A 14,878-nucleotide genomic window follows, 5' to 3' on the forward strand; every position below is an offset into this window, starting at 1 on the left:
TTTATTCTCTTAACGATTTACTTCTTCAACAACTCATAACGTATGGAATGGCTTCCCTAGTTTCTAAAAAACTCCCACACTGCCCTAGCTGCCCCTTCATTCATGCCTTCCACAGCGGCTAGTTCTTCCTCAGTCGCCTTCTTTATATCATCCAGAGAGGCAAAATGCTTCATTAGAGCCTTTCTTCTTACCTTGCCTATGCCTTTTATATCATCTAGTACGGAATGAACCTGATTCTTTCCTCTTAGTAGCTTGTGATACTCTATAGCAAACCTATGAGTTTCATCCTGTATCCTTGTAATGAGCTTAAAAAGCTCCCCATGTGTGTCTATAGGCTGCTCCACATTGTTATAATATATTCCCCTTGTTCTATGCCTGTCATCTTTTACAAGACCTGCTACAGCTATGTCTATGCCCAGCTTCTCAAGTACCTTTAGGCAAATGTTTATCTGCCCTCTTCCACCATCCATAAGGATGAGGTCAGGGAAGTTTGAGAATTTGCCCTCCTTCCTACTTCCTGCCTTCTCAAGGATTTTAAGCTCCTCCTTTTCCTTTAAACCATGCTCAAATCTCCTTGTAAGGACTTCCTCCATAGAGGCATAGTCATTTGGCCCCACTACTCCCTTTATTTTGAACTTCCTATAGTCATTCTTCTTAGGCTTGCCGTCTTCAAATACTACCATAGAGCCCACATTTTCATAGCCACTGGTGTTTGATATATCATAGGATTCTATCCTCTTTATATCATTTGAGATGCCAAGCAGGTCGCGAAGCTCCTTTACTGCGCCAAGAGTCCTTGCCTGCTCCCTCTTATTCCTCTCGCTGTCCTGATTTAGTACCATGGCGGCATTCTTGTAAGCAAGCTCCGTAAGCCCTGCCTTTTCACCTCTTTTAGGCACCAGGATATTAACCTTACTTCCCCTTTTGGTCGCAAGCCATTCTGACAAAAGCTCCTTCTCCTCAGGCTCATCCGCAAGCATAATGTCCTTGGGTATGAAAGGAGTTCCGGTATAATACTGCTTTATAAAGTCAGTATAAATGGCTCCCTTTTCATCGTCTCCTACCTCATCTAAGGAGAAATGTTCGCGGCCTATAAGCCTGCCTCCCCTTATGAAAAACACCTGCATCACGGCTTCTTTCCCGGCCTTTGCAAGAGCCAGCACATCTCTGTCGTCTACATTGTCATTGGAGTTTATCTTCTGCCTGTCGCTAAATCTCTTTACATGGGTTAGCATATCCCTGTAGTTGGCCGCTTCTTCAAATTCAAGCTTTTCAGAGGCTTCCATCATCTTGTCGGTGATCATTTTCAAGATAGGCTCATAATCCCCATTTAAGAACTTGATTACCTCATCTATCCTCTTTCTGTACTCGCCAGGCTCCACATAGCCCTGACAGACTCCGTCACACCTGCCTATCTGATAGTTGAGGCAAGGGCGCTCCTTTCCTATGTCTTTGGGCAGATTTCTCCTGCAGGTTCTTATCTTATATATCTTGTGAATGAGCTCCAAAGTCTCGCTAATATGGGCAGGATATGGGCCAAAATACTTAGCCTTATCCTTCCCCCTCTTTCTTGTGAACATAACCCTTGGATATTCCTCATCCACCGTCACCTTGATATAAGGGTAGCTCTTGTCATCCTTCATCATGGTATTGTACTTAGGGCGATGCTCCTTAATCAGGTTACACTCCAGCACCAGGGCTTCAAGCTCAGAATCAGTTATTATGTATTCAAAATGGTCTATGTTTTCAACCATCCTCTTTATCTTGGGAGAATGTCTATTAATGCTCTGAAAATACTGGCGGACTCTGTTTTTAAGGCTTATCGCCTTACCCACATAGATGATTTCATCCAATTCATTGTGCATTATATAGACTCCCGGCTTCCCAGGCAGCTTCTTAAGTTCTTCTTCTATGTCAAACATCTGATACCTCTCTTCTTGAGGTTATTTTATATTTGTAGCTTTCTTTATCTATACCTCATAACACTATTCATTTTCTAACATTTCATTTATCTTATCAATCCATTCACAATTCTCGCTTTCAAACCATTCGATAATCTTGCTAAAATTGCTATTGCCAATAATTGAATCATTTTGGTCCAGTAACTTTACCCTCTCACGCATAAGACTGTAATTCTTAGGAGTAATGCAGTTCATAATCTCTTTAATCTGGTTTTCCTTTCCTTTATATCCTTTTACTTTTGTATGCTCCTCTATTATAGGTGCATTGACTTGTTTTGCCTGAGATGTAAGCATTTCATCAGTCCAATGTTTCAGTATTATTTGCATTGTACAGGGATTACCAAATATAATTATTTCATTTGCAATTCCATCAATTCCATGAAATTCATTTATTTTTCTTTTAATATCATCATACTGTTCATATGGTTTCTTATCCGTATCACAAAAAATAAGTACAGCCTCATAGGCTCCATTTTGATAACGATCTTGATATCGTGCAGGTATATTTCCATTACCTTCAGCATTTACCAATGAAACCTCATATTGTTCATTCCATACTTTCAATTCTTTTAATCTGTCTATGTATTTATATTCCTCATTTCCCTCGCAAATGATACATACTCTACGTTTATTGTATAGGCCGGGACGTCTATTTGGCATCGAAATCACCCACCTTTACATTACCCTTAATACTCAGTAGTGAATTAATCAGTTCTGGATCAGGTAGTGCACCCAGCACACCCTTTTTATATTTTTCTATGATATCAGTTGTATCTCTTATTCCATCCTCTGCTGTAAAATCGGCTAGCGAGTATACATATACCCCTTCTTCATCTTTATGTACGAACCAAATCTGCTCTTTACGAAACATTCTTTTGCAATCCATTAGATTAATATCATGAACTGTAAATATCATCTGGGCACTCTCATTCAATTCATTATTAAACATTGCTACAATAGCCCTTGTAAGCTTAAAATGAATGCTGCTGTCCAGTTCATCTATAACTAAAATCTTACCTTGCTCAAGAGCTTCAATCACATAGCTCGCAAGAGCAGCGATTTTCTTTGTACCTGTAGAATCAAATAATAAACTTGGCACCCTAACTCCCTTGTATGTAGACACCAGCCTTATCTGATCCATTAAATTCTCAACGACATCAAGGACTTCCTCTTCAGGCTTGTCGTTACTTCCCTCAAATTCTGTCTCAATGTTATCCATTTCTACGTACTCAAAGTTATCTAAATATAAGTCTGCATTCTTTATAAAAGCCACGATTTTGTTTTGTAAACTATTCTTATTTTTCATCAACTCAATAGTGTGTTTCATAGGGATATTATTCATATTTACAACTTCGATTTTTTTTGCCAATCCAATTAAATGAGATTTCATTTCAGCCATTTTCTCGAATTTACTTACATCAATTAAGTTGTATAATAAATTATTCTTTGAAATAACAGAAAACATCCCTTGTAAATTTTCATCAATGCACTTATACTCACCGCTTAGGCTATCTTTTTTTAGCCAGCAAACTTCTTTTTCATTATCATATTCATCTTTTTTAATCTCAGAGAACTTTTCATATATATATTCTTTGTTTTGTACATCATACTTAAAGTCGTATGCAAACTTTCTGCCTGTTGACATAAATGTCATCCCCAATTCGCATACGCTATTACCAGTAAATATATTGGTTATCAGTTCATTCTCTTCATCTAAAAGTATGCCTCTAATGGCTCTAATACACTTTATAAGGCAGGTTTTACCTGCATTGTTAGGTCCATATATCCCAACTGTTTTAAGTATGTTGAATTTGTTTTCTTTATGAACATTTGAGCTAAACTTCTTGCTTCTCATGTCTGCCTTAATTGAAAATGTAATTTCATCTCTGAACGCATAGCAGTTTTTTGCTCTTACCTCTATAATCATAGTGTCTCCCTTCAAACAGGTTATTTGACTTCGATAAGAGTATTATATCATATTTTATTTTTTATGCAATTATTTTCCATTAAAAATAAAATATGATTATTTTAATAATAACTTCTTAAGTTCTTCTTCTATGTCAAACATCTGATACCTCTTTTCTTGAGGTTATTTTATATTTAAATACTGGCAAATGTCAAATATACTGCGGCATCCCTGTTGATATATAAAATGCAATAACATGTTATCGCATAATACGTTATTGCAAACTCCATTCTTCAATTACTGAAACTACTTCCACTTCCTATCCAAATGATTCCTTACTATCTCGCATTCTGTCAAGTGGCAGTACTTTGGCAGGTTTTCATTGATAACCGTTAGCAAAGCTTTAGCATCAGCCTCTATATTGGTATATATAGTAGCACATATCTTCTCATCCCTTTCAAATACCTTGCAGTTCTCAGCCTTAGTCACCTCTAATATAACAACCTCAATCTCCTCAGGATAGATGTTTCTCGCATTCTTCCCTATGATGACCCTCTTTTTCCTTCCTGTAAAGAACAGCTTATTTCCTCTTAGATACCCCATATCCCCCGTTCTAAAGTATCCGTCTTCAGTAAAAAACTTCCTGTAATAGTCCTCTCTCCCATAATAACCAATGAAAATATTCTCACCTTTTACAAGGATTTCACCGACTCCGTTTTCATCAGCCTCATCTATTCTTACCTCTTGATTTTCAAATACCGTCCCCACAGAGCCATCTTCCTGCTCATCAGGATATTCCACGCTGATAATGGAGGATGTTTCAGAAAGGCCGTAGGCAATTAGTAGGGTTATTCCCTCCTCTGCCATCATTTCACGAAGATGAGGCTCTAGAATCGCACCACCGCAAAATACTATCCTTGTCCTCCCACCCAGTAAAGCCTTAGCAGAAATCCCCTTTTCCCTTTTTGCAAGGTAGATTTTCTCTAGGAAGATTGGTACTGTACTAAGAATTGTAGGTTTCACTTCAAGGAGTTCCTCCACTATTTTATTCTTATCACTGCAAAGATAAATCTTCATACCTGTATATAGGGAATAAATGAAATTGCAAAGTCCTCCGTAGGTATTACTAAGCGGCAAAAAAAGGTAGGCAGAGTCCTCATTTGTCATCAATGCCCTTTTTAAGAGATATTCCAGGTTCACAAACATATTTTTCTGAGAGAGCATAACCGCCTTTGGCACCCCTGTAGTTCCCGAAGAAAAGACGATTCGTGAGCAGACTCCATCACTCACCGGATAAGGAGTAGGCCTGCTTTTCTTCTCATTTTCAAGAAGTTTTGTAAATGAAATAAGCTTTATTTCACTATTCGTGGTGTCAAAATCCGAGAAGACCTCCTCTTTTGATGAATCATAGAGTATGGCATCCACATCCACCGTTTTCATTATGTGTAAAAGCTCTTTCTTAGTCCACTGAGCCGCAAACATCACAGAACAGCCTATAAATGCCATTACAGCTATATCGGCTACCATAAAAGCGTAGGAATTTGCTCCAAATATCGCTATCCTCTTTCCTGATAGTCCCTCTTCCTTAAGATAGGAGGCTACTCTTAGCACATCCTCATAGAAATCTCCATAGGTGTGAGGGACAAATTTGCCATCCACTTTTTCAAAAATATATTGATGTTCCTTCCATTTCTCGTGGTTATGAATCAAAATCTCAGCAACTTTATTTCCCATTATCTTTTCCTTATATCTTCTCTTCTTGTCTTTAATTTTCGCCTTTACTCTCTTTATTTTCCTTAGGCTTTTACTTTGCTTTTTATCTTTACTTCTTTATCTTTGCTTTTTATCTTTACTTCTCTATCTTTACTTCTCTATCTTTGCTTCTTTATCTTTGCTTCTTTATCTTTGCTTCTTTATCTTCACTTCTTTTATCTTTTCTTTTTCTATCTTTTCCTTTTTCGGCCATTCTTTTTAGTTCATTATAGTTAATTTTACTATGATGCTTAGCGTCGCAAGGGATTTTAGATAGAAAGGTAATAACTGTATCTTCTCCTATATCCCATTCTTTCACAAGATATCGCAAAGCCTCTTCCTCACAGCTTCCCTCAACAAATAAAAAGTTATTCCCCTCGTGATAAAAAGCTGCCGCTTTTCTTATACCTGAAAACCTTCTTATGGCCTCCTGTTCCAAGTCATTTGAGAAAATATCTCCCTTTTTTCCTCTTACAAATACATCTTTTCTACCCAGGTAGAATAGTTTTCCATCCACTATCCTTCCCAAATCTCCTGTTTTATGCCAGTACAGCCCATTTTCATCCACTACTCCACGCTTGTTTTCAGGGTTTAGATAGGCTGTAAGCACCACATCGGAGTGTACCATGATTTCATTATTCTCATCAGTCTTGATGCATACTCCCGAAACCGCCTCCCCAAGTACAGTCTGCCCCTCTTTTAGCTTAGCTATATATTCATCCAAATCAGTCTTACATATAAGGTTACATTCAGTTGCTCCGTATATGTAGGTTATTTTTGCATTTTGAAATTTATTTCTGATTAGCTCTGCCTCATAGAGGTTTAGTACGGCACCGCCAATATAGACCTCCTCAACCTCCTGAAAGAGAAGCTCAGTCTCCATACAAAAATCCGGAGTGGTTATAACCACCTGTACAGGCAGTTTTTGCAGGCGGTTATCCCTATTAAACAGCCTTAATATCTTTGGCTTTTTTGTAGGCATTATTATCCCACTGTAACCATTTAAAATATTTACAAAATGATACATAAATGAGGTATTTAAGACTACTGTATCTTCACTTCTCGCATTTATATTGCGCCTTACAAGGTCTAGCTGGCGGTAAAGGTCATCGTGGCTTCTTATGATTATCTTAGGTCTTCCCATAGAACCCGTAGTCATCGTAAGCACTGCTGCCTCATCACCCTCTATCTCTGTACACTCAGGCTTTCCCGGCATTTTGTAAGGATATCCGGCCTCATTTTTAGCAAATATTTTCTCTATAAGAATTACATCCTTAATCCTTCTAAGCTCACCAAATACAAGCCTTACAAGCTTTGTCCTGCCCGAGACCGCTATGTAGTCAGCCCTGTATTCCTCTAAAGTCCGGCGTATTAGCCTCTTCCCAGCCCAGATATCAATTATCATAAGGGAAATCCCAAGCCTGAGGCTGGCAAGCATAAAGACCAAAAGCTCGTAGGATGGGGCTACAAAAAGTACTACCCTTTCCCCCTTCTTCATCCCTTTTGCCATAAGAGAAGCACAAGCCCTGTCAACATCAGCCCTTAGCTTGTTAAAGCTTATCTTCTTCATCTCCCTGCCCTTAATATCTATGAAGGCAGTTCTCTCCCCATACTTCTTACAAGCATCATCAAAACAATCTACTATCCTGCTCATATCACTCCTACTTCGTATAAACCGAAAAATCCCTGTAAAAATACGATTGGTTCACCCTAAAAAGCGACTTACTCTCCTCTTTCAAAAGGGTAAACTCCTTCTTTGGTAAATATCTCCTGTTTTGCATATTCCAAACGGCAATCCTGGCGCCATTTTTGCTTATTTTCTTGAGCTTGTCTACATTTCTCTTAAAATCTTCCTCACTCATATATTCAAAAATATCCGAGAGATTGAAAAAATCAAGCTTCTCACTTTCAGGGATGTCCAAAAACGAGCCATGTATTAGCTTAATCCTAGATAGTCTTTCCCTGATGACAGGTAGATTCTCTTTCTTCAAATAAAGCGGTATGGCAGTTTTGGTAAAGTTTCCCCTCAGTATATAGCTTAGATACGGATTGTCAAAGTTTGTGCTATTAAATATGCCATACTCAAAGCGTTTTTTGATATCTCCCGCGACATCCCTCTTATCCGCCACATACTCATAAAAACTCTTATCCCTGCCAAGGCTGCCCATTACCTTTATCCCAAAGAACACACGAAATATCGTACGAAACCTAAGGTTATCTATGTATCTTTTATAATAAAATCTCTGCTCCTTTAGTAAAGATAGAGAGCAAAACAGTCGGAGTCTTGCTTCTCTGCAAAATAAAGGGCAGACGAACTTCCTAAATATCTGAAAATATCTCTCGAACTTTCCAATATGGATGATTCCCTTTACAATCAGCTCTCTTCTCTGATTAAAGTAGTTAAAGCTCTCTTCGTCCATATATTCCTTTAGAGAAAAAAATGTCTTTAGTCTGTCTGTACTCTCCCTAATCCCAAAGAAGGCCAAAATCTCGCCATAGTTTAGTCTCTCTATCGCAGCCATCTTAAGCTTCATCAGGTAAAGCTGGGTTTTATTGATATCAAAGGCATAGATTTTCTTAGGGTTTGACAGTAAGAGTGCAAAGGTGTTGTCCCCTCCGCTGGCTACGGAAACCCCTGTTTCTCCCTCTTTTATATCTAAGGCCTTTAAGAGAATATTACTATCCTCCCAGCAATTTGAGTACCTTATAAATGAAAATTTATCCCTTGTCTTCATCCTTCTCATCTATCCTTTCCACCGTTCCCTTCACACCGTCCACACGAACCATCATTCCATCCTTTATATTCTCAGTCAGCCCTCTAATGCCTACCACAAGCGGGATTCCCATTTCTCTTGCTATGACGGCAGAATGAGAAAGCACGCTTCCACGCTCTATGATAATCGCCTTTGCCATAGGGAAAAGCATGGTCCAGCCCGGGTCAGTCCTCTTTGCCATAAGGATGAGGCCTTCCACATCCGTATCCTGCGGGTTTTCTACATATTTTACCCTTCCTGTGACAGCCTTTCCACCGCCTGCAACTCCCTTTAATACACCATCTTCTAAGGACTTTGTTTCCTGCCTCGAGAATATAGGAATCATATTTTCAGCCCTTACCTCACCGTAAAAATACATTCTTTCAAATATTTCTTTATCCCTGTTGTCCTCAAATTCCCTTTTTCTTTTCTCTATCCTTTCCCTAAGTAAGGCTATATTAGGGCTTTCTCCCTCTGCTATCCTAAATACCTCCTCCTTGGTAAGAAAGAAGATATCCCGAAAATGAGCAATAACTCCGGCTTCTTCTAGGTTATGCCCTATGCGGAGAAATATCATCCTCACAATATCATAGATATAAGTCCTGTAAAGCCTAAGATATTCCCTGTTTCTTACAAAGTACTTCGTTATCTTCACAAGCTTTTTAAGAAAGAATCTCTTAGGAAATGATACCTGCCTGTAAAGCTCTTCCTCATCTATCTTATGGGGCTTATACACAGATGGCTTTTCATCCATTTGCAGGTAGTTTTTAAGCGTCTTAAAGAGAAAGTCAGGATTTTCTTTAAGGGTAATACTTTCAAGCTTTAATTCATCCATTACCCTCGCTCCGAAGCGCAAAACATAGTCTCTTAAATGAGCTGAAAACTCAGTATCTTCACTTAGATATGACTTAAGCTCTTCCACCGGCTTTGTACGGAACGCTTTGGCTAGCTCCTCATTTTCCCATATCTCATCTACAAGCTGAAGAAGGGCAAGGCTTTGCTTCACGCTTTCCACATTCCCCTGCTTGCTTAGAATCTTCCCAAGAAGTCCCTCGGCATCCTCTACCCCTTCTTTTTTAAGGACTTCATTCACCTTTCCCATAAAGACCATAGCACCCATGTCATTTACTATAGGTGTAGTAAAATCATTCAAAATGGAGACCTCTATATCCTTATATACCTTAACCAGACTTTTGTTGTCAAATCCTTCAAAGTCATTATTTCTATAATCCTTTGTCACCGCTTCAAACTTATTAGAAAATGCAGTAGTTGCCCTCTTCATGTTAATAAGTTTTTTGATAAAATAAAAATAAATCTTAAACAGACGAAGCTTAGCTTCTTCCTTAGTTTCCTTAAGCTCCACCTTCACTCCCATCATGTTTTCCATATAGCGTTTGTTCTTGTTGTAGCCGGGGTAAAGTGCAGTCATCTTATACCAGCCGTTCAGACGGTAGTATATCTTATTTTCGTAAAAAACTATCATATTTTCAAGGTCGTAGGCAATGCTATCCACTGCCTCTTTATCAATGAAAAAGTTACCCAGTGTCTGGCGGTAAATCTTCTCATAGACCTCCCTTGCAAAGCTAAATGTGAGCGGTGTAGTAACTCCCGAGTAGCTTTCTATGATGTTAGAATTATCAAGAATGGTTCTTTCTTTATTCTTTTCAATGTGGCTGTAGCTTGTAATTAGCCTGTTTTGCAGTAGATATACAGTACCGTCCTTAACCAAAAACTCTATGTCTCTCCCCCGTTTTTTTGCATCAATATCCTCTACCCTTAGCCCAAGGCTCACAATCTCCTGTAAGATATTCTCAGAGAGTGGCATAGCCTCATCCACTTCCACTCTGTTGCCAAAGCGGTCATAAACTGCATCAAAGCTGTTCTTTTCTCCCGATACCAAGGCCTCACCAAGTCCTGTAACCACGCTGATTAGGACTTCATCAGGATTGTTGGTAAGAGGATTGCTCGTAAACATCACTCCCGAGGCATCGGCCTCCACCATTTTCTGCAAAATGACAGCCATGGCGATATTTTCATTTATTAGTCCATTTTCTTTCCTATATCTCATCGCCCTTTCCGAAAAACAGGAGAGATAGCATTGTTTAACTGCTGTGAACATCTCCTCTCCCTGCCTCACATTCAGATAGGATTCCATCATCCCTGCAAAGGAAAACCTCTCCCCATCCTCATCCATAGCACTTGAGCGTACGGCTAAGAGGCAGTCGTCTCCAAAATAAGCCCTAGCCTTAGCGATGACCTCCTCCTTCCAGTCCTCACTAAACTCTCTGTCTCTGATGATTGCACAGATTTCTTCCCTGTTTTTATCTTTGTAATCAGAAAGGAGCCTTTTGACTTCTTCCCTTTTCTCACCAAGAAATACTAAGAAAGCCTCCCCTGTCAAAACCAATAAAGGAGGCACCTTAAAGCCTGCCTCGTAAAGCTTTACAAGTTCAAAAGCCTTCCCTCCAAGCTTATAAGCCTCAGCTCGGTCTCCCATTTTAAAAATCATCTTTTCTCCTCTTTCTCAGGCTAAACCATACGGAAAAGCATATCAAAGCAGCTAAAAATACTCCCTCTTTTAAGCCTGATTTCCCCGCAGAAACGGCAAAGTAAATATAGTAAATCCCACTTACTGGTGCAATTAGCGCTGGTAAAAAAGGTAGGGCTTCTTTAATGATGATTAGAAAAATAATTCCCACGCTACATAGCCCACCAATGCCAAAATACAAGAGATTTAGCACCAAAAACAATGGGACAGTTAAAATTATAAGTATTCTAAGTTCTTTCTTGCTTAGCTGCATTTTCCCTATCTTCGCATCCTTTTCATAGTCCGCACTGTCATCCATAAACCGGATAAAAAACAGCTCAGTAAAGAAAAGAAAAAACAGTCTAAATTCTTTTATTTCACCTGTAAAACTCACGAAAATGAGGGCCAATATAAGGGATGTAACGCTGTATATAAACAACCTCTTCTTATACAAAAAGTATCTTATTACTTCCATTTACTCACCACTTTATTGTAGATTTCTGCCTTTATCCTTGTAGGAATCTCACTTTTACCTATGTAGTTAAACAGCTCCTTCATCTCTTCCTTTGGCTTTTCGTGCAGGACTTCACCGGCAAGTATCTTCTTAGCCTCATCCCTTGTAAGCTTGCCGTCTCTTACTAAGAAGCTGATTTCAGGCAGGATATGAGGTCTTCCCTCAGCGCACTGGTATATGTACTTCGTGGCAGGGTGAATCCTGCAATCATAGTGGTTATACTGCTCTCCAACAAGCCAAGAAGTGTTCTTCCTTAAAAATGATACGATTTCCTTTTCATCATAAGGATGATATAAAAAGTAGGCTACAAACTCCCTAAAGTCATCCCCCTTAACATCCTGAAACAGGGCCTTGTTCACCTCATCCCTTAGGTTCTTATCAAGCTTTTCATCTATTTTCCCAAGAAGCCCCGTGTACAGGCTTTGTAAGTCCAGTTCCTTCACAGAGGATAGTCCCGCTCTCACAAGTTCTGAAAAAACATCCTCATCATAGGCACGAAACATCTGCTCAGGGCTCCTGCCATGGACTATCATTCCTGCATCTATCCTAGAGGCCAGATTTATCATGGATGCGTAGCCTATATAAGAGCAGGCTACGCAGGGCACCAGCCATTTCTTTATGGAATAGGCATAGAAGCGCTTTAATAGGCTCCTCTCAAAGTCTATATATTCATGTTCCACATCAAACTCTTTTACAAGTCTGTCTATGTTCTTCTTTGCCTCCTCTGAAAGAAAACCGTTGTTCATAGTAAATGCTTTAACATGCAGATTGTAGCGGTGAGTCAGTTCATATAGGACAAATACACTGTCCTTCCCACCCGATATCCCCACAGCTGCATCGTATGCGTGTTTCTCCCTAACGAGGTTAATTCTTTCTTCAAACAGTGATTTTAGCCTGTCATAATCTGTAAGCCTGTCCCTGTCACGAAGGTAGGCTTCACAGAAGTTACATAGTCCCTCTTTGTTAAATCTAATATTCCTTACAGTCTCGTCATTTAGGCAAAGTGTGCATCTTTGTCTCATTATAGCTCCTTTACATATACAGCGTAGCGCTTCTCATTGTCTTCCACGTCCTCACCAAACCGCCTGAAGGTCTCCTTTTGCTCGCACTGAAAATGATAAAGCATAGTGTCATATCCTTTATTTTTGACCAACTCACTCCCTAAGTAAAGGAGAGCTAGATAAATCTTTTGTTTTTGATACTCCTTTTTTACCGCACTTGTCTTTGATATAAAGTCTTTCCCGTAGCGGTTTTCATAGCCAAATACATAACCTATGGCTTCTTTCCCATGGAAGGCAACAATCAAAGAGATATCTATTTCCTTTACCCACGAAAGATATAGCTTTTCAAAGACTTCAAAAGGGATGTCTGAGTACAATAGAGCATCTGAGAAGGCATTTTTTGAGATTTCATACACCTCTTTCACGTAGGTAAAAGCCTCTTCACCACAGACTGTGACAAAGCTGTATCCCTCTTCCTTTTTTTCACTATAAACCTGCTTACCTGCCTCATTTAGTGGATTATTTATTGCGATTTCAGCACTCCTATAGGTATAGAGCTCCCTGTAGCCAAGCTCCTTTATGTATTCAGGGTAAAATGGCGGGTTGGTGCAGTCCGGAAATAGTTTCATATCAAAGCGGCTTATAGCCCAGCGATAGCTCATCCAAGTACAGTAATTAAGCGGCCCGACAAGGCTAGAATATCCCATCTCCTTAGCCTTATCTTCCATCCTGGAAAATATCTCTTTCCACTCTTCTTTGTCTTCTCCAAGTTCTGCAAAGCCAAACATAGCCTTGTAGTCTCTCATATTTTCATTTATTATCAAATGTGCAGAGGAGTCCCCTGCCTCAAATTTTTCATAGTAGTTTGCAAGCTGTAAAATGCCTTTTTCTATGTTCATGTTATTTCTCCAATTATTTCAGTTATTTTTGTACTTCCTCTGATATTCCTCTTCACTCATTCTTATATTCAAAGCAGAAGACAGTTTTTCTCTATAATAAGCCATATTTCCGTGTTAACATAATCTTCCTTTCAAGGCTATTTTCTAAAATACATTTTAAATGCAGGCGTGGAGAATGTCAAACCTCCTGCAAATACCCTCGATTTTCTAAGGCTATATACATAATATTGCGCCTTTATTATTAAATTTTATAAATTAATCAACTTATTGCATATTAATATAAATATATGGAATTTATTGTGTATAATTATAAATGATTGCTTGCTATTGACAAGTAATTGTATACACATTTATAATATTTTGCAGTTGACCTATTTACAAATTAACAACGGAGGCGGCGTATGAGAATAGGGTTTATTGGTTGTGGGGGTATGGGAAGTACGCACTATAAATGTCTGAAACTTTTGTCCGAATCTCATCCAATTGAAGTAACTGCTCTGGCAGATGCCAGAGAGGAATGTCTGGATAAGGCCGCAAAATTCTGGCCAAATGCAAAAAGATATTCAGACGGGCTTGATCTTATCAAGAATGAAGATGTTGAAACTGTTTTTATTTGTGTGCCAAGTTACCTGCATACAGATATGGCTTTGGCTGCAATGAAAAAAAACATGAATATCTTCCTTGAGAAACCTGCTTGCTTGAAGCGCGAAGAGTGTGAGCTTCTGCTTAAGCAACATAAGGTCACACCTGTAAAGGTGATGGTCGGACAGGTAGTTCGTTCTATGCCTGAATATCTGTTTCTGAAAGATGTATATGAAAAGAAAACCTATGGGAATCTTAGAAGCATTGTTATGCAAAGAATAAGCGGGGATGTAAAGTGGGGATTTGAGGATTGGTTTCATGATGAAAACCGCTCAGGTTCAGTCATCCTTGATCTACATATCCATGATCTTGACTTTCTGCGTTATATGCTTGGTGAGCCGGATTATGCAGATGTACATACTACGAAGTTTGATTCAGGTATGATAAATCAGGTGATAACAAATTATAAGTTTGGAAATATAGCCGTCATGGCAGAGGGAGTATGGCACAGCGCTACTAAGATGCCATTTGAAGCTAACTACAGAGCTGATTTTGATAATGCTACCATAAGATTTAACAGTACCACTACTGATAAAATTACAATTTATACTGCTTCAGGCGATAAAATTATACCAGAGCTTGACACCAAAGAGATGGACAATCCTGATAGTGGCATAAATGTAACCGATTTGGGTGCGTATTATCTCGAAGATGAGTATTTCATAGACTGCGTACTAAATGAAAAAGAAAATACCAGAGCTACTCTTCACGACGGCATTCAATCTGTACTTGCTGCCATAAGCGAGCTTGAGAAAGCAAAAGCAAACGGCTGAAACAGGCTATACCTGCTAATATATAGGCACCTATCAGCATAATACCATTTACATCAATGGTATTCAAAACCACAGCATTTGTGAGTTATAAATAACCGTATTGGCTCACGTGCACACTATTATTATCGTAGCCGGGATACGGCAGAAAGA

11 protein-coding genes are annotated in these 14,878 nt (G+C 39.0%); 1 reads left to right on the forward strand and 10 read right to left on the reverse strand.

Going from position 1 to position 14,878, the window contains the following annotated elements:
• Window positions 1-56: 56 nt before the first annotated feature.
• From uvrC to ACO6HM_RS00770, 10 genes are all read right to left on the reverse strand, one after another.
• Window positions 57-1,922, reverse strand: coding sequence for an excinuclease ABC subunit UvrC (gene uvrC, locus ACO6HM_RS00725; RefSeq protein WP_485389295.1), 1,866 nt, complete (start codon window positions 1,920-1,922; stop codon window positions 57-59).
• A gap of 63 nt (window positions 1,923-1,985) precedes the next feature.
• Window positions 1,986-2,621, reverse strand: coding sequence for a hypothetical protein (locus tag ACO6HM_RS00730; protein ID WP_485389296.1), 636 nt, complete (start codon window positions 2,619-2,621; stop codon window positions 1,986-1,988).
• Window positions 2,611-3,888: an AAA family ATPase gene (locus ACO6HM_RS00735; protein WP_485389297.1), complete on the reverse strand. Its 1,278-nt coding sequence runs from the start codon at window positions 3,886-3,888 to the stop codon at window positions 2,611-2,613. The genes ACO6HM_RS00730 and ACO6HM_RS00735 overlap by 11 nt, the downstream gene beginning before the upstream one ends.
• A gap of 285 nt (window positions 3,889-4,173) precedes the next feature.
• A complete protein-coding gene (locus ACO6HM_RS00740) occupies window positions 4,174-5,601 on the reverse strand; it encodes an AMP-binding protein (RefSeq protein WP_485389298.1) in 1,428 nt (475 codons plus the stop codon).
• Between the two features lie 151 nt (window positions 5,602-5,752).
• Window positions 5,753-7,273 (reverse strand): AMP-binding protein, encoded by a 1,521-nt coding sequence (locus ACO6HM_RS00745; protein WP_485389299.1) that lies wholly within the window; start codon window positions 7,271-7,273, stop codon window positions 5,753-5,755.
• A 7-nt stretch (window positions 7,274-7,280) separates the two neighbouring features.
• The gene (locus tag ACO6HM_RS00750; RefSeq protein ID WP_485389300.1) at window positions 7,281-8,363 is read right to left on the reverse strand and encodes a DUF3419 family protein; all 1,083 of its coding nucleotides are present in this window, start codon (window positions 8,361-8,363) and stop codon (window positions 7,281-7,283) included.
• Entirely contained in the window at window positions 8,338-10,881 is a 2,544-nt protein-coding gene (locus ACO6HM_RS00755; RefSeq protein WP_485389301.1) for a PEP/pyruvate-binding domain-containing protein, read from the reverse strand. Before ACO6HM_RS00755 ends, ACO6HM_RS00750 begins: the two co-directional genes overlap by 26 nt.
• The gene (locus ACO6HM_RS00760) at window positions 10,871-11,374 is read right to left on the reverse strand and encodes a hypothetical protein (protein ID WP_485389302.1); all 504 of its coding nucleotides are present in this window, start codon (window positions 11,372-11,374) and stop codon (window positions 10,871-10,873) included. Before ACO6HM_RS00760 ends, ACO6HM_RS00755 begins: the two co-directional genes overlap by 11 nt.
• A complete protein-coding gene (locus ACO6HM_RS00765) occupies window positions 11,365-12,435 on the reverse strand; it encodes an adenine nucleotide alpha hydrolase family protein (protein ID WP_485389303.1) in 1,071 nt (356 codons plus the stop codon). The genes ACO6HM_RS00760 and ACO6HM_RS00765 overlap by 10 nt, the downstream gene beginning before the upstream one ends.
• Window positions 12,435-13,313 carry a hypothetical protein gene (locus tag ACO6HM_RS00770; RefSeq protein WP_485389304.1) on the reverse strand — a complete coding sequence of 293 codons (879 nt, stop codon included), beginning with the start codon at window positions 13,311-13,313 and terminating at the stop codon, window positions 12,435-12,437. Before ACO6HM_RS00770 ends, ACO6HM_RS00765 begins: the two co-directional genes overlap by 1 nt.
• A gap of 401 nt (window positions 13,314-13,714) precedes the next feature.
• Between ACO6HM_RS00770 and ACO6HM_RS00775 the strand changes: the two genes are divergently transcribed.
• The gene (locus tag ACO6HM_RS00775; RefSeq protein ID WP_485389305.1) at window positions 13,715-14,728 is read left to right on the forward strand and encodes a Gfo/Idh/MocA family protein; all 1,014 of its coding nucleotides are present in this window, start codon (window positions 13,715-13,717) and stop codon (window positions 14,726-14,728) included.
• The last annotated feature ends 150 nt before the right edge of the window (window positions 14,729-14,878 follow it).

The organism is Catonella sp. (assembly GCF_057250765.1).